Below are 20,526 nucleotides of genomic sequence, written 5' to 3'. Positions count from 1 at the left end.
GGTGCAGTGCACCGTTCGTGCTCCCGATCCCGATCCCGCTCCGGCTCGCCCGCGCGGGCCCGTACCCGCATAGGCAGCGGAGTCTTCGGCACCGCCCTGGCCGGCGCCCTGCTCGCCGCCGTGCCCGGTCCGGCCCCCGCGCCCGCGCCCGCGCGTACGGGGATCGAGTGGGGTGCGTGCCCCGAGAAGCCCGTGCCCGCCGGCATGCGCTGCGGCACCCTCACCGTGCCGCTCGACCACGAAGGCAACGGCAAGGGCGCCGGCCCGGGCACGCTCCGGATCGCCGTCGCCAAGCTTCCCGCCACCGCGCCCGGCGGCAAGCGGCTCGGCTCCCTCGTGATGAACTTCGGCGGCCCCGGCGCCCCCGGCATCTCCACCCTCGCCGCCGACCCCAATGCCTTCGCGGAGCTCAACAAGCGCTACGACCTCGTCGCCTTCGACCCCCGCGGCGTCGGCCGCAGCGCCCCCATCACGTGCGGAGGAGGCGCCCCGGCGGGAGACGCGGCCCCCACCGGGCCCGCCGCCGAGCTCGCCGCGCTCCGCGCCGTCGCCAAGCGCTGCGCGCTCGACTCCGGGCCGGTGCTCCCGTACGTCGGTACCGTCAGCGTGGCCCGCGACATGGACCTGCTGCGCCAGGCCCTCGGGGAGGACAAGCTCGACTTCCTCGGGTTCTCCTACGGCACGCGCCTCGGCGCCGTCTACGCCGCGCTGTTCCCGCGCCACACCGGCCGCATGGCCCTCGACGGGGTCGACACCCTCACCGAGCCGCTCGGCGAGCAGGCCCTGCTGTCGGCGGTCGGCCAGCAGAGGGCGCTGGACAACTTCCTCGTCTGGTGCGCCCACCGGCAGGACTGCGTCTACGGCACGAACACCCGTACCGCCAAGGAGAAGGTCCAGGCCCTCGTCACCCGCTTGGACGCAGCGCCGCTGACCGGCGAGGGCGGACTGCGCTTCACCGGGCAGGACGTGGCCGACGCCATCGCGATCGCCCTGTACTCGCAGAAGTGGTGGCCCGACCTCGCGGACGCGCTCGCCCTGGTCGAGCGGGGCGGTGACCCCGTGGGGCTGATGCAGCTCGGCGGTCCGGACGACCCGCCGCCGCCCCGGGAGGAGGCGGCCGGCGCCGTCGCCGTGCCCGCCGACAACGCGGCCGCCGCGCTCGTCGCCGTGAACTGCGCCGACGACCCGGACCGCGGCGACGCCAAGGCCTCGCCGGCCGCCGTCGCGCAGGAGCTGGGGGAGCTCCAGCCGCTCTTCCTGGCCGCCTCGCCGATCTTCGGGCCGCGCCAGCTGATGACGGTGCTGGCCTGCTACGGGCGCCCGGCCGGCACCGATTTCATCCGCAGGATCGACCGCCCTGCCGGGATCCCGCGGATCCTGCTCGTCGGTACGCGCGGGGACCCGGCCACCCCGTACGAGTGGACGGAGGAGACGGCGAAGCGGCTCGGCAACACCGTGATCGTGGACTACAAGGGTGACGGACACACCGGGTACGACGCCTCGCGCTGCGTGCAGGGGTACGTGGACCACTTCCTGATCGACGGCCGCCTGCCCTCCGGGACGCGCTCCTGCCCCGCCGGGGAGTGAGACCGCGGAACACGGCTCCCTCCCGGACGGGGCAGCAGCAACAGCCGGTGCCGGGTCAGCAGTTGGGGTGCGACGAGCGGCCCGCGAAGCGGTCGGCGAGCCAGTTGGCGGCTGCCGGGGACTGCGTGATGACGCCGCTGACGTGCTCGCCGATCCAGATGGTGTCGAATTCGAGGTTCGCGCCCCGCGCGCACCAGTCGGAGCGCAGCCGGCTCCCGACGGCGTACGGGATGAGCTCGTCGCCGAGCGCGTGGTACTGGAACACGGGCGCGGCCGGGGCGGTGCGCCCGAGCTTGCTCTGGTTGAGGCGGGCCTGCCAGTCCGGCTGCGCGAGCGGGTTGCGGGTGGTCAGGTCGGAGATCCGCTTGAAGGAGCCGGCGATGGCGTCGATCGCGACGCAGTTGTCCTTCATGGCGCCGACCAGGACCTTGCCGGCCGGGTTGAGGTAGGAGTCGAGCTTCAGTTCCGGGAAGGCCGCGTCCTGGCCGGCGGCGGCCATGAAGATGAGGCCGGAGCCGTAGGAGCCGTTGTTGAAGTCGGCCACCTTCAGCAGGTCGGCCGGGACCCCGCCCGTCGCGGTGCCCTTGACCTGCAACTCCGGTGCGTACGAGCCCTGCAGCTCGGCGGCCCAGCTGCTGGCCTGGCCGCCCTGGGAGTACCCCATGATGCCGACGGGCGTCGTGGCCGACAGCCCGGCTTCGGGGAGGCGGGTGGCGGCGCGGGCGGCGTCGAGGACGGCGTGGCCGGCGGAGGGGCCGACGGTGTAGGTGTGCACGCCGGGGGTGCCGAGGCCCTCGTAGTCGGTGACGACGACGGCCCAGCCGCGCAGGGTGAGCTGCTGGATGAGGTTGGCCTCCATGGCGGTGCCGTACGGGAGGTTGTTGCTCGGGGCGCAGGAGTCGCCCAGGCCGACGGTGCCGACGGCGTAGGTGATCAGGGGGCGTGGGCCGGTGCGGCCGTCCTGCGGGACGATGACGGTGCCGGAGACGACGTTGGGGGCTCCGTCGGCGGTCGTGGAGTTGTAGTGGATCTTCCAGGCCCTGGTGTTGGTGGGCTGGCCGGGCAGCGGGTGGAACGCGGACGGCGCGCTGCTGACGATGTCGCCGGGGCGGGCGGCGGTCTCCGCGGCCTCGGAGGTGGTGATGCTCTCCTGGGCGGCGTCGGCCGTGCCGGGGATCGCGGCCGAGAGGGCCAGGGCGGCCACTGCGGCGAGTGCTGAGCTTCGGATGCGCATGGGGCGGCTCTCCCAAGGGTCCGGGTGGGGGTGGTAGGTGAGGAGAAGGTAGTGACCGACCGGTAGGAACGTCGCTGACCGCACAGCTCAGCTTTCCTGGCCCCGGGCCACCTTGTCGGGGTGGCCGCGGGTGCGGTACAAACGCGCGACACGCAGGGTGGAATTCAGCCATGCGGAGCATCGGACTTGGCATGAACACACCATTTGGGGGAGTTGTGGCGGTCGCAACGCGCGCGCAGAGGTTCAAGAACCGGGCAACCTTGGGCCTGGTCCTCACCGGGATCGGCATCGCCGCGTTCTTCTTCGTCGGGATGGCCTCCCAGCAGCCCGCCGGCTGGGGCGCCGCCTACGCCTTCGCCGATCCGGTCACGGTCCAACTCCGGAGCAACTGCGGGTCGATGGTCGTCGTGGGCCGCGGCGGCGGTTCGGGGCGCGCCAGCGCCACGTGCGAGGGTGTGGAGTGGAGGACCGCCGACGGGAAGGTCCGGGCCGGCACGCTGTACGCGTACGCGGACGAGATCGACCGCGGTGGCCCGGACGGGCCGACGTACAAGGGCGAGGCCCGCGCCCTGGGCGACCGGGCGTACGGCAAGCCGGCGCTGTGGATCACCATCGTCCACCTGGCGGCGCTGGGCCTGGCGGCGCTCGGTCTGGTCGTGGTGCTCTTCGCCGCGCTGGCGGCGGCGGTGCCGGGGCGGCGGCGGTCCTGACGGGCCTGGCGGGCCTGGCGGGCCTGGCGGGCCTCGCGACCCGCGCGGGCGAGGTCGGGCGGCCGGTCGCCGAGATCGGCACGCTCCGCCGCGACGGCCGGACCGCCCCGAGCGCCCGCGGCGCCCGTGCCTGCGACCGCGGCGAGCGCACCGAGCGGGGCGGGTGCGGCAGCGGTACGCAGCTCTGCGCGTCCTGCGGCGTCAGCGCCTGCCGGGGCTGCACGGCCCCCGCGTCGGCCTGCACCGCGTGCGAGATGAACGCCTGCACCTCCTGCGACGTCGCCGGCGCGGCCTGCGCCACCTGCGCGGTCAGCGCCTGCCGCGGCTGCAACGCCCCCGCCTCCGCCTGCCGCGGCTGCGAGATGAACGCCTGCCGCTCCTGCGCGGGCAACACCTGCGCCGAAGCCGCCACCACGGGCTGCTCCGCCCCGGCCCCGGCCGCCGCCACGACCCCGAAGGGCTCCTGCGCCACGGGCAACGGCGGCTGCGACTGCGGCCTGTTCACCCTCCAGGTCCCCGGCGCGACCCGCTAGCAGCCGCGGGCGTCGGGCGCCTCAGCCGCCCGACGCGATGCGGTACGCACCCGGGGTGGTGCCCGTCCAGCGGCGGAAGGCGCGGTGGAAGGCCGTGTCCTCCGAGAAGCCCAGGCGGGCCGCCAGCTCCGCGATGGGTTCGCGGCTCTCCGCCAGGCCGGCGATCGCCGCATCGCGCCGCACGTGGTCCTTCAACTGCTGGAAGGACGTGCCCTCCTGCTGCAGCCGCCGCCGCAGCGTGGCCGGGGAGACCGCCAGGCGCGCCGCCACCTCGCCCAGTTCCGGCAGGCGCGGCGAGCCGCGCAGGGCCTGGGTCAGGGTCCGGCGGACCTGCTCCGCGACCGTGGTCCCGTAGGCCGGCCGGGACAGCAGGTCGAAGGGGGCCCGCCGGAGCATCGCGTCGAGCGCGGCCTCGTCCCGTACGAGCGGAGCCGTCAGCCAGTGCGCGTCGAAGGCCACGGCCGCGCCCGTGCGGGCCTCGCCGAAGCGGACCGGACAGTCGAAGAGGAGCTCGTACTCCTCCGCGTGCGGCGGCGCCGGATACGCGAAGGAGGCGTGGGTCAGCGGGATGCGCCGGCCGATCAGCCAGCTGCTCAGCCGGTGCCAGATGGCGAGCACGCACTCGGTGAGGAAGCGCTCCTCGTCCCGCGCGAACTCGTTCCGCACCATGAACCACGCCTGCCCGCCCTCGACTTCGAGCGCCAGCTCCGGCCCGCCGGGGAACAGTCCGTAGAAAGTGGCGGAGCGCTCCACCGCCGCACCGAGATCGCGGCAGCCCAGGGAGGCCCTGCACATCATCGCGAAGGTCCCGGGCCGGCTGGGGACGGTGGACAGGCCCAGGAACTCGTCATGCGTCGCCCGGTACAGCGCCCGGAACAGCCGCGCGAACTGCGCGGGCGTGACCCGCGCCCGGTCGTCGCCCAGCAGCAGCGGCGGAATCTGCGCCTCCTGGAGCAGCGGCACGGTGTCGAGCCCGCTGCCGCGCGCCCCCGCGAGCACGGCACGCACGTGGTGCACGGTGACCGTCCGCCTCCCCATGGGTCCGACGGTAGCCGCAATGAGCGCTGAGGTCAGCGGGGGTGACGCTTCCGGTCATGCCGCGGACGCCTCCCCGGTGCCTAGCGTCATCGGTACGACCCCAGGGGGAGGCGAGCCCGATGAGCCCGATGGACCCGATCGAATCGGTTGATGGGACGGACCGAGCCGTGCGCCCGCGCACGCTGGCGGTGTTCACCGAGTGGACCGGCGAGCGGTACGCGGCCGAGACCGCGCTCCGCCACAAGGGCGGGGAGAGCGGCTGGAGCACCGTCTCCTACGCCGAACTGCGCACCCGTGTAAGGGAGTCCGGCCGCGCCCTGCTCGGTCTGGGGGTCGCCCCCGGCGAGCGCGTCGCGGTGCTCGCGGAGACCCGGCCGGAGTGGACGTACACCCACTTCGGGGTCCTGGCCGCCGGGGCCGTCCTCGTGCCGGTGTACCCGACGGCCGGGGAGGAGGAGCTCGCCTGGGTGCTGTCGGACTCCGCGGCCGTGGTGGTCGTCTGCGACGACGCCGCGCAGGCGGCGCGGGTGGAGGCGCTGCGCCCGAAGCTCCCGGGGCTGCGCGCGGTGGTGGAGATGGACGGGCTGCGCGCCCTCCCCGGCCCGGCGCCGGAAGCCGAACTCCTCGCCCGCGCCGCGGCGGTGGACCCCGCGGCCGACGCCTCCATCGTGTACACCTCGGGCACCACCGGCCTGCCCAAGGGGTGCCGCCTCACGCACGCCAACCTCGGCGCGATCCAGGACGCCACCCTCCCGCTGATCAAGGGCGGCCCGGGGGACTCCACGTACCTCTACCTCCCCCTCGCCCACCTGCTGGCCCAGCTGATCCAGTTCACCACCCTCCTGGAGGGCGGGGAGCTCTGCTACTTCGGCGGCCGGATCGAGGACGTCATCGGCGAGCTCGCCGAGGCCCGCCCGACCCATCTGCCGTCCGTGCCGCGCCTGTTCGAGAAGCTGCACTCCGTGGTCCTCTCCCTCGCGGAGTCCCAGGAGGGCGGTGCGGAGCGCTTCGCGGAGGCGGTCCGGCTCGGGCTGCTGGCCTCCGAGGGGCGCCTCCCGGATGCGGACCGCGCGGCGTACGAGGCTGCCGGGAAGACCTTGTACTCCCTGGTCAGAGGAGCCTTCGGGGGGCGCCTGAAATGGGCGCTGACGGGCGGCGCCCCGATCGCCCCGGCCACCCTCGACTTCCTGCGGGCCTGTGGGATCGCGGTCTTCGAGGGCTACGGCATGACGGAGTCGGGCGGGGTCATCAGCCTCAACCACCCGGACGGGATCCGCTACGGATCGGTGGGCCGCCCGATCGCCGGGTGCGAGGTCCGCATCGCCGAGGACGGTGAGGTGCTGGCCCGGGGCCCGATGATCTTCCCGGGCTACCACGCCAACGACACGGCCACGGCCGAGACGCTCGACCCGGACGGCTGGCTGCACACCGGTGACCTGGGCGAGGTCGACCCGGACGGCTACCTCTCCATCACCGGCCGCAAGAAGGAGCTGATCATCACCTCGGCGGGCAAGAACATCACCCCCACCGAGCTGGAGTTCGCCGTCCAGCGCTCCCGCTACGTCTCCCGCGCGGTCATGATCGGCGACCGCCGCCCCCACCCGGTGGCCCTGATCACCCTGGACGCGGAGGAGATCGCCGCCTGGGCGGCCCGCGAGGCGGTGACCCTGGACCCGGCCGCCCCCGGCGAGCACCCTGCCGTACGGGCCCTCGTCGCGGAAGCGGTCGAGGCGGCCAACGCCACGGTCTCCCGCCCGGCCCGCGTCCGCGCCTTCCGGGTCCTGCCCGGGGAGTTCACCGTGGAGGCGGGCACCCTCACCCCGACCCTGAAGCTCCGCCGCCGGGCGGTGGCGGAGCGGTACGCGCGCGAGATCGAGGAGCTGTACGGGTAGGGGCGACCGGTCAGGGTGCTCCGGGGACTGCTGGCCGGCCGGCGGCTGCGTGGGTCGCACCCCCGTGGCATCCCTCCCAGCCGGTCTCCGGACGGGCCGGAGCCCCCGGACGCCGCCAGGAGCCCCCGGAGCACCCCGGAAGCCCCCGTGAGGCCGGGGGGCCTCACGGGGGCGGCAGGTGCGGCTCGGCGCTGCCGAGCCGGGCGGGGGGCCTCAGCGCTGTCGGGCCGAGCGGCGGCGGAGCAGGAGGAAGCCGCCGGCGCCGAGCACCGCGGAACCCGCTCCGGCCGCGGTCCACGCGGACGCGCTGTTGGGGGAGCCGGCCACCTCGGCGCCGGCCGCCACGCCGCCCTTGGGGACCACGACGGTCTGCGAGCCGCCGTGGGCGGAGACGGCGGGCTTCGGGGTGGCGGAGGGCTTGGCCGGTGGGGTGGAGGGCTTGACGCCGCAGTCCTTGAGGGGCGCGGGGAAGTTGTAGCCCAGCCACGGGATCACACCGCCGTCGACGCGCATCTGGAACTGCGGCGTCAGCGGGTCGTCGGCGGCCTTGATGCGGGCGCCTCCGGAGAGGGCGACGGGGTTGGCCTTGGTGAGCGTGGCCACCTTCCCGGTGCCGTTCTGGCGGATGAGCGTGGCGACCGGGCCCGCGGGGCCGTTGGAGAGCTCCAGGCTGAGGCCGTCGAAGGGAGTGGCCATGTGCCACGACACCGTGCAGCCCTGACGCGTCTCGCTGCCGCCCTGTGCGAAGCCCAGCGACGCCGGGTTCTTCCACGACTGGACCTGGCCCTTGCTGTTCAGGGTGACCCACATCCCGGCGATCTGCTCGCCGTCCTCGGTCTGCTCGCCCGGACCGCCGACGGTGATGTAACCGAGCTGGCTGCTGCCCTCGGAGTAGACGTCCAGCCAGTACGAGGCCTTGCCCTTCTTCCACAGGTCCGCCTTGGTGCCGTTGGCCAGCACGAGGTGCTTGACGAGCTCCCCGCCCAGCCCCTGGACCGAGGCGTCGGCCTTCGGGGTGCCGGTCGTGGGGGCCCCGGCCGCGAAGGCGGTGCCCGGAGCCAGCAGGGCTCCCGCGAGGGCGGAGGTGGCGACGGCGGAGCGGAGGAGGGTCTGACGGCGGGAGCGGGTGCGGATCGACATGGGGAACTCCGTGGCAGGTGATCGAAGGAGGAAGGTTTGTACGGCACCTCCTCTGCCTGACGGACTGTTGCCTGTCGGGGCTTGGCGGGGCTGCAAGAAGAAAATTACGCACGGTGTGTAGGTGAAGCGTCTGCTCCATGTCATCGGACTGTCACGGCGGTTGGGACCACCCGAACCGGCGGCGACCTGCACTTATGGGCCCGACCGGGCCGCTCGCGAGGGAGGCCGTGCGTACGGACCTCGACACGTCGGCGGCGGCCGCGGGAGCGTCGGCGAACGACCTGGACCGGCTCAGGATGAACGAGGACGCTCCGGCCGACCTGGCCCGGTTCGGGGCGACCGTGCGCGAGCTGGGCAAGCGTGGTTGGAAGCGACGCGGGGAACCGGGCTGACCGGCCACCCCGTCGGAAAGCCGGACCGGGGGCGCGGCTTCACCGCTCGGCCGCCGGCGCCCCGCCGCCCGGCCGCCGCAGCCTCACCCGCACGCCCGCGGCGAGCAGCCCCAGGTACGTCACGAACAGCCCGGCCCCGAACAGGGCCTCGCTGACGTTGTTCCCGGTCTCCTCGTACTCGTCCAGCGAGTACAGCTCCCCCTTGCGGTCGCCCTCGGCGAGCACCCAGCCGGAGTCCCAGCCGAACCCGGTCTCCGGGTCGTACTCCGGGGCTTTGAGGATGGCGTCCCGGTCCGGGTCGCACCGGTAGACGCCCGCACGGTCCCGCGGGGCGTACGGGTCGCGCCAGCGCACCTCGCAGCGGCCGTCCGGCGCCTCGCTGAGGACGGTCAGGTCGATCTGGCGCAGCTCGGGGAACGGCGTCGGCTCGTACAGGCCCGCCGAGAGCGCGACCAAGGCGATCCCCGTCACCAGCACCCACCACCGGGACCACCACCGGGACCACTGTGCTCTGGCCATCCCCCGCCCCCCTCGGCCGCGTGAAGCCAGGATGAGCCGGAAAGGGCCGCACGGCCAGAGTCCGGCAGAGGGGGAAGGCCGTGCGGTCCCTGGCGGACGCGGTCGTGGCCGGAACACAGTGCGCCCCACCTCCCGTACGGTCGGGAGGTCGGGCGCAGCGGCAGGCGGAGCGGTCAGGAGACGTCGGCGCGGAAGCTGTCCCCGATCAGCCCGTCGGTGTACGTCACCGTCTTCGCCGTGAAGGCGCCCTTGCCGGTGATCGTCCCCGTGATGTTCTCGCCCGGCGCCAGCTCGACGGTGTCGATCTGGTCCTCGTCGACCGCGAGTTCGGCCACGTGCTTGGTGCCGTTGGTGTCGGTGATCGCGAAGTACAGCGGGTTCACGTTGATGGCCTTCGAGCTGTTGTTGGTGACCGTCACCGAAACGCTCGTATAGGCGTCGCTGTCCGCGAGGATGCTCTTCTTGAACTTCGTGTTCTTCGCGACCACGGCGACCGCGGCCTTCTTCTCCGGCTTCGCCGACGGCGCGGCCTCCGGGGCCTTGGCCGGCGCGGACGACGAGGCCGGGGCCGGGGCCGGGGCGGTGGGTTCCTTGCCCGCCTTCGGGCTGCTCTCGCCGCCGAGCAGTGCCCCGACGACGCCCAGGAGCACGACGAGGCCGACGATGCCGAGGCACGAGAACCCGACGATCTTTCCGACGTTGTTCTTCTTCGGCTGCTGGGGCGGGGGCGGGTAGCCCCAGCCGGGCTGCTGAGCCGGTCCGGGCTGGGGGTACCCGTATCCGGGCTGCTGAGACGGTCCCGGCTGGGGGTAGCCGTATCCGGGCTGGGGCTGCTGGCCGGGCTGCTGGCCGGGCGGCGGGAACTGGTTGGACATGCGGAACCCCCACGAGACTGGTGCGAATCAGGTCACCGTATGGGCACATGGGTGCGCATGGGGAGGAGTGTCCGTACCGTGACATTTGCAGGTTCAACTACGTGCCCCGCGAGCGCTCAATCTCCGCCTCGCGAGGCAGGTGACCGTCATTGCTCCCCAGCGTGCCGGAGCCAGCGGCTGATGCTGGACTGGGTGACGAGGGTGTGGGGATGGTCCGGGCCCAGGACTCGCAGGTGGTCCTCCAGCAGGGCGGCGAACGCGGTGACGGCCCCTGCCGCATCCCCCGCCTCGCCCGTCCAATGAGCGAGGTTGTTCCGGTTGGTGAGGGTGTCGGGGTGGTCGGGGCCCAGAACGCGCAGCCTGTCCTCCAGCAGGGCGGCGAACGCGGAAGCGGCCCCGTCTGGATCACCGGCCTCTCCGCGCCAGCTCGCCAAGTTGTTCCGGGCGGTGAGGGTGTGGGGGTGGTCGGGGCCCAGGACTCGCAGGTGGTCCTCCAGCAGAGCGGCGAACGCGGTGACGGCCCCGGCCGTATCCCCCGCCTCGCCGCGCCATTCTGCGAGGTTGGAACGGACGATGAGGGTGTGGGGGTGGTCGGGGCCCAGTACGTGCAGGTAGTCCTCCAGCAGATCGGCGAACGCAGTGACGGCCCCGGCCGCATCCCCAGCCTTGCCCCGCCAGAGGGCGAGGTTGGAACGAACAATGAGGGTGTTGGGGTGGTCCGGGCCCAGGACCTTCAGCTGGTCCACCAGGAGGAGGGTGGCTGCCTCCGCAGCCCCGACGGTGTCCCCGGCCTCTCCCCGCCAGGCGGCGAGGTCGGACCGACTGCGGAGAGTGCTGGGGTGATCAGGTCCCAGGCCTTGGGTGGCGGTGTTCGTGACGAGCTGGAAGTGGTGGATGGCGGCCGACACTTGCCCGGAATTGCCGAGGCTTTCACCCAGGTAGTACAGCACTGGGTGGACAGCAGGTTGGTACAAGGAACGGTCAGCGCACGCGATCAGGGCGGTGGCGTTGGCGCGCAGGGCACTGGTCAGCCCGACGTCGCGTTCGGTGTCGGGCCAGGCAGCGATCAGGGCGTCGGCCGCAATGTGCGCGAGCGCGTCCCGGTAGTCGGGGCCGAGAGATTCACGGATGGCCCGTTGGACGATCTGGTGGATGCGCACGGCCTGGTGGGCTTCGGCGGGGGAATGGTCGATCAGGCTCAGACGGTGAAGGGCTCGCAGGGCGCCGGCCGCCTCCTCCTCGGTGACCGCGGGGGGTTTCGGGGTGGGGCTGTAACGGTGCTCGAACAACCGGTGGTCTGTCAGGTGGCCGAGGGTCGACTCACCGGTCAGGACCTGCTCCGGGATCCCGTTCGGGTCGAGCATCGCGGCGAGCTGGAGCATGGGGCGGGCCAGGCCCGCCGGGCGGAGTTCGTTCGCGCGGTCCACCGACAGGGACCAGGCCGCCGCCGCTGGGGCTGACTGGTCGTCGGGCAGCTCGCCAGGCTCGGGGAGCAGGTCCGCCAACTGGCGGGCGCGGTCGGCGAGGCGGGTGCGGTAGGCGGCGGCGGACAGTCCCGTGTCGACCAGATAGGCCGCCGCCTGGGACAGCGCCAGCGGGAGGTGACCCAGGTCCTCGGCCAGGGCCGCGAGGTCCGCTTCGGGTTCGCTGCGCCCCTGGGCGGTCAGGGCGTGCCGGAGGTGGGCCGTGGCCTCGGCCGGGGTGAACAGGCCCACCGGGACCAGACGGCCGTGCGTCGCCAGGGCGGCGTCGCGGCGGCGGGTGGTGACCAGGGTCCGGCCGCGGGGATGGGCGGGCGGCCACAGGTCGCGCAGGTCGGCCGGGTCGGCGACGTCGTCCAGGACGATCAGCCAGCGGGGGCGCCCCGGCGCCGGTTCGAGCCAGGCCAGGAACGCCTGCGCGGCCCGCTCCGGGTCGGCGGGGTCCGTGTGCAGGATGTCGGCGGCGGCCCGGGCGTAGGCGTCGATGACCGCCTGGCGGGTGGCGGCGGTGACCCAGACCAGGAGGTCGACCTGCCCGTCGGCCCAGGCCCGGCGGGCGTGGTCGGCCGCGAGCTGGGTCTTGCCCACCCCGCCCATCCCGGCCAGGACCTGGCACACGACCGCCGTGCCGCCGCCGTTCACGGCGGCTCGCAGCCGGTGAACCTCGGCCCGGTCCTGGAAGGAACCGGCCCGGCGGGGGATCACTCCGACCTGGTGCGGCCAGGAGACGGTGTGCCGGGGAGCGGCCTGGTAGGTGACCTGGCCGATGTGGTGCGCCGCCAGGCTGCCCTGCACGGCGTGGACGAGTACGCCGCCGGCCGGCGGCACGGTGGCGGGGAGGCTTGGGGGGAACTCCGGTCCGCTCAGCCCTGGGACGGATCCGGCACCGGAGGGGGGCCGATGTGGGCGCCTCCGTGCAGGACGGCCGCCGCGATCGATCCGCCCTCGGCCTTCACGGTGACGTCCCGCCCGGCGGCCACACCGCCGGTTCCGGCGGAGACTGCGCGGGCTGCCGCGGTGTCGTCCAGCAGGGCCCGTAGCCCGGCGGCCGCGTCGTTCCGCCCGGCCTCGTCGAGACCCTCCAGCAGGTCCTCGAAACGGCTGCGCCAGACCTGTGCCTGGAGGTTCTGCTCCTGCTCCGACCCACCGGCGGCCGCGAGTTCCGCGGCGGTGCGGTCCAGCCGCTCCAACTGGACCCGCTCGCGCTCGCCGTCGCCCCGCCCGAACCACCGCGCGACCCGGGCGCGGACTTCCGTCCACGCGTCCGTCGTCGCGGCCTGCACCACCGCGGCGCCCCCTGCCGCGGCCAATGCCTCCAACGATTCGGCCAGCACCTCGCACCCACCCCCGTGTTCCCGGATCCCTCGTCTGGGATCCATGACGAGCCGCCTCTGAACGTACTTGCGCGTAGCAGCGCGCACGGCCCCTTTCGCCCAAGAGGACGCCGGGCCCCGGCCGCGGGTTCCGGGGGGCCGTCATCATGGGGCCCATGACGAACAACGGGGAAGCGAATACCGGCGGCGGTCCGGTGGTGGCGTGTCCCGGCTGCGGGACGGGGGACAACGTCCCGGTCGACGAGGTGCAGCGGGGCAAGGACCGGATACGGCTCGCCCCGGCGCCGGACAAGACCGGCGACGGCTGCACGAACTTCGTCGAGGGCGTCGTGATCGCCGGGCTGGTCGCAGCCGCGGGTGCGTACTACGCCGACGACCGGGACTGGCCCTGGCTCCTGCCGGTGGGGATCGTCGCCGCGCTGCTCGTCATGTGGGGGACGGTCGCCGTGATCCGCAGCGAGGGCATGGACAAGCGGCGGGTGGAGGCCGGCGCGGCCCGGGCGGCCGAGGCCGCCGCGGGGGCCCGGTTCTGCTCCGCGTGCGACGGGGTGTTCTTCCCGCCGGGGGACCCGGACGGTCCGTGGCAGGGCGTGGCGACGGTGGAACGGTTCCGCCACCACGTCTGGACGGCCGGCGGGTACGGGGACCAGCTCGACGAGAAGGCCAAGGCGGCGGCGGAGCAGCAGGCCTGACCCGGCCGCCCGCCCGCCCCGCTACTTCAGGTTGTCGGTGATCAGCTTCTTGAACTCGTCCGGGGTGATCGAGTCGATGCCCTTGCCCGAGTTCACCGTGAGCTTCGTGCCGTTGATGGCGACGTCCGGCGTGCCCTGCATGTTCTGGTCGTAGAAGGCCTGGCCGACCTTCTCGACCCACGGCATGTAGGTGAGTTCCTTGACCGCCTGGTTGAAGGCGGGCGTGCGCAGCCCCGGGACCTGGTTCGCGAGGTCCAGCAGGGTGGCCGTGGAGCCGAACTTGTCGTCCGATTCCTGCTCCGGGTGGTTCTTGTAGAGCACCTGGAGGTACTCCATGAACTTCTCGGGGCTCTCGTTCACGGCCGCGCCCAGGGCGTTGACCGCGCGCTTGGATCCCTTGCCGCCGCCCAGCGCCTTGTCCAGGAAGGTGGCGAAGTGGTACTCGACGCGGTACGTGCCCGCGTCCGCCTGCTCCTTGATGGTCTTCCCGAGGCCGATCTCGACGCCCGCGCAGTAGGGGCAGCGCGGGTCGAGCCAGACGGAGAGGACGTTCTTCGCGTCCGCCTTGCCGTACGGGATCACGATCCCGTCCTTGCCGGTGGTGTTGGCCGGCTGGACGAAGGGCTTGCCGGCGGCCTCCTGGTCGGCGGAGGGCTTCGACACGTAGAGGCCGATGCCGACCGCGAGGGCCAGTACGGCGACCAGCGCGCCGCCGATCAGTACGCGCCCGCGCAGCTTCTCGCGCCGGGCCCGGGCCTCGCGCTCCTCGCGCATGCGCTCGCGGGCCTCGCGCCGCTGTTCCTTCTTGCTGGTTGCCATTCCCCAAGGATAAAGAGTGCAGAGAGGTCAAATATGTGCCATTGGTTTGAATCGGGCGGGACTTACGTCCCTGGCCCGCGCTCCTGCGAGAGGTCCGTGAAGATGAGACGAATGGTGGGGCACATCTCCGGGGGCGGCGGTGAGTCGCGGGCGAAGAACTGATAGACAGTTAACCTCCACGGCCCGATCGATCGGCCGTCCGCGCGAAGATGTTCGGGGCGTGCGGAGCACCATGTGACTTTGTACGTTTTACGGGGGCCCGACCGGCCTCCGCTCTGGGGGGATCGCCGCACTGTGAAGCCACTTCACCGTCACCTCGTCAACACCTCGCGCAAAGTCGTGTGCACGGCCGCCCTCGCGGCCAGCCTGACCACTGCCGCGGTCGTGACCAACACACCGATCGCGGGTGCCGGGGAAGCGGAGCCGACCCCCGACAGCCCCCAGGCCACCGAACGCGGTGACGCCCGGCTGGACCTTCCGGACCTGGTCGCCGACCCGCCGCCGGCGCCGCCCGGCGCCGCCAGCCCCGGCGGAGCCACCGCCGGCATACCCGCGACCGCCCTCGACGCCTACAAGCGTGCCGAGATCTCGGTGGCCGCCGCGCTCCCCGGCTGCCACCTGCCCTGGCAACTGCTCGCGGGCATAGGCCGGGTCGAGTCGGTCCACGCCTCCGGCTACGGGCTCAAGGCGGACGGGTACACCGAGAAGCCGATCCGCGGGCCGCGCCTGGACGGCAACGGCTTCGCCGAGATCAAGGACACCGACAAGGGCGAGTGGGACGCGGACTCGGAGTACGACCGCGCGGTCGGCCCGATGCAGTTCATCCCCTCCACCTGGTCCACCTGGGGCGCCGACGGCAACGCCGACGGCAAGCGCGACCCGAACAACATCTACGACGCCGCGCTCGGTGCCGGGCTCTACCTCTGCGCGGGTCAGCGCAACCTCACCGACGCGGGCGACCTCGACAAGGCGATCCTCAGCTACAACCGGTCGCGCGAGTACGTGAACACGGTGCTCGGCTACATGCGCCAGTACCAGGCCGGCCAGGGCGCCACCCCGGTTCCCAACCCGCCCTCCGGCAACTACCCGACGCCGAACCCGCCGCACCTGCCGACGCCGCCGGCCCCCGCGCCGGTCCCGACGCCGACCCCCACGCCGACGCCGACCCCGACGCCGACCCCCACCCCGCCGCCGAAGCCGAAGCCGACCCTGGAGAAGCTGATCCGGATCGGTACGGCCGAGCTCACGGCCGAGGCCGGGACGCAGTTCGCCCGCACCCCGCTCATCAAGGCGGTGCTGAGCGACGGCATGCCGGCCGTCGACCAGCCGATCGTGATCGCGGTCGACGACGACACCACCGGCCGCACCGTCTTCGCGGCCGACGGCAAGGACTTCGTGGTGGTGCGCACCAACGCCAAGGGCCTGGTCCGGGTCCCGAAGCTGAAGGCCGGCGCCAAGGCGGGCACCTTCACCGTGCGCGCCACGGCCTACGCCGCTTCGTCGGAGGTCTCCGTGCGGTTCGGCGGCAAGGTCACCCCGGCCGAGCCGGTACCCGTTCCGGAGGCGGACCAGCTGGTCCGCAGCGACGCGAACGCCGGCAAGCCGCTCACGGCCGAGGCCGGGACCGGGATCAAGGGCGTGGAGTTCCTGGCGACGGCGAAGGCCGCGCCGGTCGCCGGGGCCAAGGCCACGGCCGGGCTCGGAGCCAAGGACAAGGACGGGAAGTGGGTCCCGGCGGACCCGGCCACGGCGGGGAAGACCCCGTACTTCCTGGACAACGACGGCAAGAAGCTGACGGAGCTGGCGCTCCCGGCGACCGGGGCGGACGGCAAGATCGCCCTGCCGGAACTGTCCACCACGGGCGTTGCCGCGGGCACGTACACGCTCCGCGTGCGGATCTCGGACCAGGTGGTCCTCTTCCTGGAGATCACCGTCACCGAGCCGCCGGCCACCGAGCCGCCCGCGACGGAGCCCCCGGCGACCGAGCAGCCGGCCCGCAAGGCCTAGTACGGGAACGCCTGCCCGAGCACCCCGCCGAACTCGGCGGGGTGCGTGCTCAGGCCGGTGTGCCCGCCGGGGAAGTGCAGCAGTTCCCTGCCGAACCGCTCGGCGAGGAACGCGGCCGGGCGGTGGGGCAGCTCGCCCACCGAGTCCCGGCCCCCGGCGAGCAGGAGCCGGCCCGCGACCGCCTCCGTCTCCAGCCTCCGGAGGTCGGGGGAGTAGGCCATGAAGCTCGGCACGATGCGCCCGAGGAAGTAGGGCAGGTCGCCCATCGTCCGCTCGACCCGGGCGGCCGCGGCGGGCGGAAGCCCGGCACGGGCCGGCGGCTCGGGGGCTCGGTCACCCCGGCCCGCGCTCCCGTCATCGCCGTCCTCCGCCCCCTTCAGACCCGCCGCGAACACGCCCATCGCGGGCATGAGCCCCTCCGCGTCCAGGGTGTCCCGTACGCGCGCGAGGAACGCGCGGTGAGCGGGGGCGTCCGGCAGCACCTCCACCACCGGGGGCTCGTGCGCCACGAGCCGTACGAGGCGTTCGGGCCGGGCGGTCAGCAGGTGCAGGGCCGTGATCGCGCCCGAGCTGGAGCCGAAGACCCGGGCGGGCTCGGCGGGTGACAGCAGGTCCAGCAGCCGCAGCGCGTCCTCGGCGTGCTCGGCCACGCTCTGTTCGGACTCCGGGTCGTCCAGTGGGCTGCGGGACAGGCCGCGCGGATCGTAGGAGGCGACGGTGTACTCGGCAGCCAGGGCGTCGACGATGCCGTCGAAGGCGGCCGCGCCTCCGGTCCCGCCGGGGATCAGCAGCAGGAGCGGGCCCCGGCCGCGCACTTCGTAGTGCAGGGCCGCGCCGGGCACGCGCAGACTGCCGGTGCTCGGGGTGCTCGGGGTGCTCGGGGTGCTCGGGGTGCTCGGGGTGCTCGGGGTGCTCGGGGTGCTCGGGGTGCTCACGCGGCGCCCCCGTCCCGGGGTGCGGGCCAGTGCCGCAGCAGGATGTGCAGGGCGTCGAGGGAGCGGACCCAGGAGGCCTGCGGGGTGCGGGCGTGGGCGAAACCGCCCGAGGCCTCCAGGGCCACGAAGCCGTGGAACGTGCTGCGCAGCAGCCGGGCCGCGTCGGTGAGATCGGGCTCCGCCAGTCCGTAGCCGCGCAGCATGCCGTACGTCAGCGCGATCGCGCGGCGCGGTCCGGCGGCCTTCGCGGCCAGCTCGGGGTCGATCTTGCCCGGGGCCTGCGTCGCCGCGTAGCGGCCGGGGAACTTGTGGGCGTACTCCCGCCAGGCGTTGGCGAACGCGACGAGCGCGTCCTTTCCGGCGAGCCCCGCGGTCGCCTCCGCGATGAGCAGCGTCTTCTCGTCCGCCGCCAGCAGCGCGATGCGCCCGCGGAGATCCTCCAGGCTGCGGACGTGCGCGTAGAGGCTCGCGTCCTGCACCCCGAGCCGCCGCGCGACCTGCGCCATGGTCACCCGGTGCAGCCCGACGTCATCCGCCACCTCGGCCCCCACGACGGTCACCTTCTCCGCCGTCAACCCCATCCGCACCATGTGCCCCTCCCGTTGTCCCTAGGTGCCTAGGATTCCTAGTTTCTGGCTAGGTTGTCTAGTCCATAACCTAGGGGTCCTAGGAAGCAGAGGTTCCGGGGGTTGCCGGGGCTCCGGGGCTTCCAGGGGTTCCAGGGGTTCCGGAGCGGTCGGCTCCGGCGGCACAAAAGGCAGGAGCCCCGTCGACTCTGCTCGCGCAGAGAAGACAGGGCTCCTTGGGTACTGCATATCCAACCGCGATTGGTTGGCCCAGGCGACTAGGCCGGGGTGACGTTCTCCGCCTGCGGGCCCTTCGGACCCTGGGTGACGTCGAAGTTCACCAGCTGGTTCTCCTCAAGGGAGCGGAAGCCGGCGGCGTTGATCGCGGAGTAGTGGACGAAGACATCCGGGCCGCCGCCGTCCTGGGCGATGAAGCCGAAGCCCTTTTCAGCGTTGAACCACTTGACGGTTCCGGTAGCCATGAGCCCTCCTATGGGCCAAAGGGTCGCCCTGCTCCAGAACCTGCTAAGAAGTCTGAAAACTACAAAAGCCTGCGGGTCACATTCTCCGCAGGCCTCGTACTGCAAGGGAAACCAAACTGCAACTTGCGTCGAGCCTAGCACGCACCTCCCGGCCGAGACCAGAGGGAAAGATCACGTCACTCGGACGTTTGAGACCCGCCAGACGGCTGACGGAGACACGGGGGCTAGTCTCGCGATGTGGACGCCTATCGCAGCCGGCCCCGTGTCGGCCACATTCAGTTCCTGAACTGCCTGCCCCTCTACTGGGGGCTGGCCAGAACCGGCACGCTGCTGGACCTGGAGCTGACCAAGGACACCCCGGAGAAGCTCAGCGCGAGCCTCGTCCAGGGAGGCCTGGACATCGGTCCCATCACCCTCGTGGAGTTCCTGCGCAACGCGGACGAGCTCGTCGCCTTCCCCGACCTGGCGGTCGGCTGCGACGGTCCCGTCATGTCCTGCGTGATCGTTTCGCAGGTTCCGCTGGACCAGCTGGACGGCGCCCGCGTCGCTCTGGGATCCACCTCGCGAACGTCCGTGCGCCTGGCCCAGCTGCTGCTCGCGGAGAAGTACGAGGTGCGGCCCGACTACTACACCTGCCCGCCCGACCTGGGGCTGATGATGCAGGAGGCGGACGCGGCGGTGCTGATCGGCGACGCCGCACTGCGGGCCTCGCTGCACGACGCGCCCCGGCTCGGACTCACCGTCCACGACCTGGGGGCGATGTGGAAGGAGTGGACGGGACTGCCGTTCGTCTTCGCCGTCTGGGCCGCCCGCAAGGAGTACCTGGAGCGTGAGCCGGAGGTCGTGCGGAAGGTCCACGAGGCCTTCCTCGCCTCCCGGGACGTGTCCCTGGAGGAGGTCGGCAAGGTAGCCGAGCAGGCGGCCCGCTGGGAGGCCTTCGACGCGGAACTCCTGGAGCGCTACTTCACGACGCTCGACTTCCGCTTCGGGCCCGACCAGCTGGCCGGCGTACGTGAATTCGCGCGCCGGACGGGACTCACGACGGGCTATGCGCCCGATGTGAACGTGGAGCTCCTGCCGGTGGGCGTGCCGGGTCATTAGCGCGGCTTATGAGGGTATTCGCCTTTCCGCAGAGCGGAATGGGGCGGAAAGGCGAATGCCCGCCGTTTACCGGGAATGCCGTCCCCTTTCATCCCCTGTCCTCATCCCCTGTCCTAGCCCCTTGCCGGCGCACCCGTCCCCGGGCGTGCGGCCGGGGCCGCCCGGGGACACGATGAGAGGAAGAGGGAGGGGGCGGGGGAAGCCCGGGGGCGGTCGCGAGCGTGCTCACCCAGGGGGCCATCGGAGCTCCGCCATGACCACACGCTCACTCGGCCGGGACATCACGGTGCTCGGGGACGCGCTCGAAGCGCCCGGAGTCGGCTTCATCCCGGTCAACGCCTTCGTCCTGCACGCCAGGGAGCCCGTGGTCGTCGACACCGGCCTCGGCCTGCCCGACCGGGACTTCCTGAGGACCCTCTCCGAGGCCGTCGACCCCGCCGACGTGCGGTGGATCTGGCTGACGCACCCGGACCGGGACCACACCGGCGGGATCTTCGCCCTGCTGGAGGCCGCCCCCGAGGCCCGCGTGGTGACCACCTTCCTCGGCGCGGGCGAGATGACCACGGAGCGACCGCTGCCCATGGACCGGGTCTACTTCCTCAACCCCGGCCAGCGCCTCGACGTCGGCGACCGCACCCTCACCGCCTTCCGGCCGCCCCTCTTCGACAACCCCGCGACCGTGGGCTTCTACGACGACCGGTCGCGGGCCTGCTTCAGCTCCGACTGCTTCGGCGCCCCCCTCCCGGACGGCGACCTCGCGGCCGGCGGCGACGCCGGGGCGGTCGGGCCCGAGGACCTGCGGGCCGCCCAGCTGTTCTGGGCTTCGCTGGACAGCCCCTGGGTGACCGTCGCCGACCGGGAGAAGTTCCTCGCCACGGTCCTGCCGGTCCGGGAGATGGACCCCGAGCTCGTGCTCTCCACCCACCTGCCGCCGGCCGCCGGGATCGGGCTCATCGCCCGGATGCTCGACACGGTGTCCCTCGCCCCGGGCCTCGAACCCTTCGTGGGCCCGGACCAGGAGGCCCTGGAACAGATGCTGGCCGGGTTCGAACCGGCCGGCCCGGCGCATGCGGCGGCCTGAGCCACAGCGCCCCCGGGCGGGTAGTGGGGGACGACCGCCCCTGCTAGCGTCCATCGCCGAGACATGCCAGGACACGGCGGGCCGGGGCGGGCAGGGCGGGGGCGAGAG

At 73.0% G+C, this 20,526-nt stretch carries 20 protein-coding genes; 9 read left to right on the top strand and 11 right to left on the bottom strand.

Annotation, left to right across the window (positions count from 1 at the left end; all coding sequences use genetic code 11):
* The first annotated feature begins 6 nt into the window (after nucleotides 1-6).
* Complete coding sequence (locus tag OG898_RS09065) at nucleotides 7-1,587, top strand: alpha/beta hydrolase (RefSeq protein ID WP_250740975.1); 1,581 nt, start codon at nucleotides 7-9, stop codon at nucleotides 1,585-1,587.
* Between the two features lie 55 nt (nucleotides 1,588-1,642).
* Here the strand turns inward: OG898_RS09065 and OG898_RS09060 are convergent, their stop codons facing one another.
* Nucleotides 1,643-2,821: a lipase family protein gene (locus OG898_RS09060; RefSeq protein WP_250740974.1), complete on the bottom strand. Its 1,179-nt coding sequence runs from the start codon at nucleotides 2,819-2,821 to the stop codon at nucleotides 1,643-1,645.
* A gap of 215 nt (nucleotides 2,822-3,036) precedes the next feature.
* Here OG898_RS09060 and OG898_RS09055 point away from each other — a divergent pair, with 215 nt between their 5' ends.
* Both OG898_RS09055 and OG898_RS09050 read left to right on the top strand, forming a co-directional pair.
* Nucleotides 3,037-3,531 (top strand): hypothetical protein, encoded by a 495-nt coding sequence (locus tag OG898_RS09055; protein WP_250740973.1) that lies wholly within the window; start codon nucleotides 3,037-3,039, stop codon nucleotides 3,529-3,531.
* Nucleotides 3,532-3,785: 254 nt separating this feature from the next.
* The gene (locus OG898_RS09050) at nucleotides 3,786-4,064 is read left to right on the top strand and encodes a hypothetical protein (RefSeq protein WP_266956055.1); all 279 of its coding nucleotides are present in this window, start codon (nucleotides 3,786-3,788) and stop codon (nucleotides 4,062-4,064) included.
* Nucleotides 4,065-4,085: 21 nt separating this feature from the next.
* Here OG898_RS09050 and OG898_RS09045 read toward each other — a convergent pair whose 3' ends face one another.
* Nucleotides 4,086-5,102 carry an AraC family transcriptional regulator gene (locus OG898_RS09045; RefSeq protein WP_266956053.1) on the bottom strand — a complete coding sequence of 339 codons (1,017 nt, stop codon included), beginning with the start codon at nucleotides 5,100-5,102 and terminating at the stop codon, nucleotides 4,086-4,088.
* A 167-nt stretch (nucleotides 5,103-5,269) separates the two neighbouring features.
* Between OG898_RS09045 and OG898_RS09040 the strand changes: the two genes are divergently transcribed.
* A complete protein-coding gene (locus tag OG898_RS09040) occupies nucleotides 5,270-6,994 on the top strand; it encodes a long-chain fatty acid--CoA ligase (protein WP_266956051.1) in 1,725 nt (574 codons plus the stop codon).
* Nucleotides 6,995-7,207: 213 nt separating this feature from the next.
* Here OG898_RS09040 and OG898_RS09035 read toward each other — a convergent pair whose 3' ends face one another.
* Complete coding sequence (locus OG898_RS09035) at nucleotides 7,208-8,134, bottom strand: hypothetical protein (RefSeq protein ID WP_266956049.1); 927 nt, start codon at nucleotides 8,132-8,134, stop codon at nucleotides 7,208-7,210.
* A gap of 227 nt (nucleotides 8,135-8,361) precedes the next feature.
* Between OG898_RS09035 and OG898_RS09030 the strand changes: the two genes are divergently transcribed.
* The gene (locus OG898_RS09030) at nucleotides 8,362-8,526 is read left to right on the top strand and encodes a hypothetical protein (protein ID WP_266956047.1); all 165 of its coding nucleotides are present in this window, start codon (nucleotides 8,362-8,364) and stop codon (nucleotides 8,524-8,526) included.
* Between the two features lie 39 nt (nucleotides 8,527-8,565).
* Here OG898_RS09030 and OG898_RS09025 read toward each other — a convergent pair whose 3' ends face one another.
* The 4 genes from OG898_RS09025 to OG898_RS09010 form a co-directional block, all read right to left on the bottom strand.
* Nucleotides 8,566-9,045: a hypothetical protein gene (locus OG898_RS09025; RefSeq protein WP_266956045.1), complete on the bottom strand. Its 480-nt coding sequence runs from the start codon at nucleotides 9,043-9,045 to the stop codon at nucleotides 8,566-8,568.
* A 173-nt stretch (nucleotides 9,046-9,218) separates the two neighbouring features.
* Nucleotides 9,219-9,920 (bottom strand): DUF4352 domain-containing protein, encoded by a 702-nt coding sequence (locus OG898_RS09020; protein WP_266956043.1) that lies wholly within the window; start codon nucleotides 9,918-9,920, stop codon nucleotides 9,219-9,221.
* 146 nt (nucleotides 9,921-10,066) lie between these two features.
* Entirely contained in the window at nucleotides 10,067-12,229 is a 2,163-nt protein-coding gene (locus tag OG898_RS09015) for a tetratricopeptide repeat protein (protein ID WP_266956041.1), read from the bottom strand.
* 35 nt (nucleotides 12,230-12,264) lie between these two features.
* Nucleotides 12,265-12,780 (bottom strand): hypothetical protein, encoded by a 516-nt coding sequence (locus OG898_RS09010; protein WP_266956039.1) that lies wholly within the window; start codon nucleotides 12,778-12,780, stop codon nucleotides 12,265-12,267.
* Nucleotides 12,781-12,890: 110 nt separating this feature from the next.
* On the opposite strand from OG898_RS09010, the gene OG898_RS09005 reads away from it, so the two are divergent.
* A complete protein-coding gene (locus OG898_RS09005) occupies nucleotides 12,891-13,427 on the top strand; it encodes a hypothetical protein (RefSeq protein ID WP_266956038.1) in 537 nt (178 codons plus the stop codon).
* A gap of 21 nt (nucleotides 13,428-13,448) precedes the next feature.
* Here OG898_RS09005 and OG898_RS09000 read toward each other — a convergent pair whose 3' ends face one another.
* A complete protein-coding gene (locus OG898_RS09000; protein ID WP_266956036.1) occupies nucleotides 13,449-14,246 on the bottom strand; it encodes a thioredoxin domain-containing protein in 798 nt (265 codons plus the stop codon).
* Nucleotides 14,247-14,540: 294 nt separating this feature from the next.
* Between OG898_RS09000 and OG898_RS08995 the strand changes: the two genes are divergently transcribed.
* The gene (locus tag OG898_RS08995; RefSeq protein WP_266956034.1) at nucleotides 14,541-16,253 is read left to right on the top strand and encodes a lytic transglycosylase domain-containing protein; all 1,713 of its coding nucleotides are present in this window, start codon (nucleotides 14,541-14,543) and stop codon (nucleotides 16,251-16,253) included.
* On the opposite strand, the gene OG898_RS08990 is transcribed toward OG898_RS08995, so the two are convergent.
* The 3 genes from OG898_RS08990 to OG898_RS08980 all read right to left on the bottom strand — a co-directional run bounded on the left by OG898_RS08990 (nucleotide 16,250) and on the right by OG898_RS08980 (nucleotide 18,236).
* Nucleotides 16,250-17,101 (bottom strand): alpha/beta fold hydrolase, encoded by an 852-nt coding sequence (locus OG898_RS08990; protein WP_266960139.1) that lies wholly within the window; start codon nucleotides 17,099-17,101, stop codon nucleotides 16,250-16,252. The genes OG898_RS08995 and OG898_RS08990 overlap by 4 nt on opposite strands.
* Before the next feature lie 83 nt (nucleotides 17,102-17,184).
* Nucleotides 17,185-17,778, bottom strand: coding sequence for a TetR/AcrR family transcriptional regulator (locus OG898_RS08985; RefSeq protein ID WP_250740961.1), 594 nt, complete (start codon nucleotides 17,776-17,778; stop codon nucleotides 17,185-17,187).
* Between the two features lie 254 nt (nucleotides 17,779-18,032).
* Nucleotides 18,033-18,236, bottom strand: coding sequence for a cold-shock protein (locus OG898_RS08980; RefSeq protein ID WP_112451444.1), 204 nt, complete (start codon nucleotides 18,234-18,236; stop codon nucleotides 18,033-18,035).
* A gap of 237 nt (nucleotides 18,237-18,473) precedes the next feature.
* Between OG898_RS08980 and OG898_RS08975 the strand changes: the two genes are divergently transcribed.
* Nucleotides 18,474-19,337, top strand: a complete 864-nt coding sequence (locus OG898_RS08975) for a menaquinone biosynthetic enzyme MqnA/MqnD family protein (RefSeq protein ID WP_250740960.1) — start codon at nucleotides 18,474-18,476, stop codon at nucleotides 19,335-19,337.
* A 253-nt stretch (nucleotides 19,338-19,590) separates the two neighbouring features.
* Complete coding sequence (locus OG898_RS08970; protein WP_266956032.1) at nucleotides 19,591-20,418, top strand: MBL fold metallo-hydrolase; 828 nt, start codon at nucleotides 19,591-19,593, stop codon at nucleotides 20,416-20,418.
* Nucleotides 20,419-20,526: the final 108 nt, after the last annotated feature.

The sequence above is a fragment of the Streptomyces sp. NBC_00193 genome (assembly GCF_026342735.1).
GTDB classification, from domain to species: Bacteria; Actinomycetota; Actinomycetes; order Streptomycetales; family Streptomycetaceae; genus Streptomyces; species Streptomyces stoeckheimensis.
Note: the sequence above shows the minus strand (reverse complement) of the source record. Positions and strands in the feature narration are given on the sequence as shown.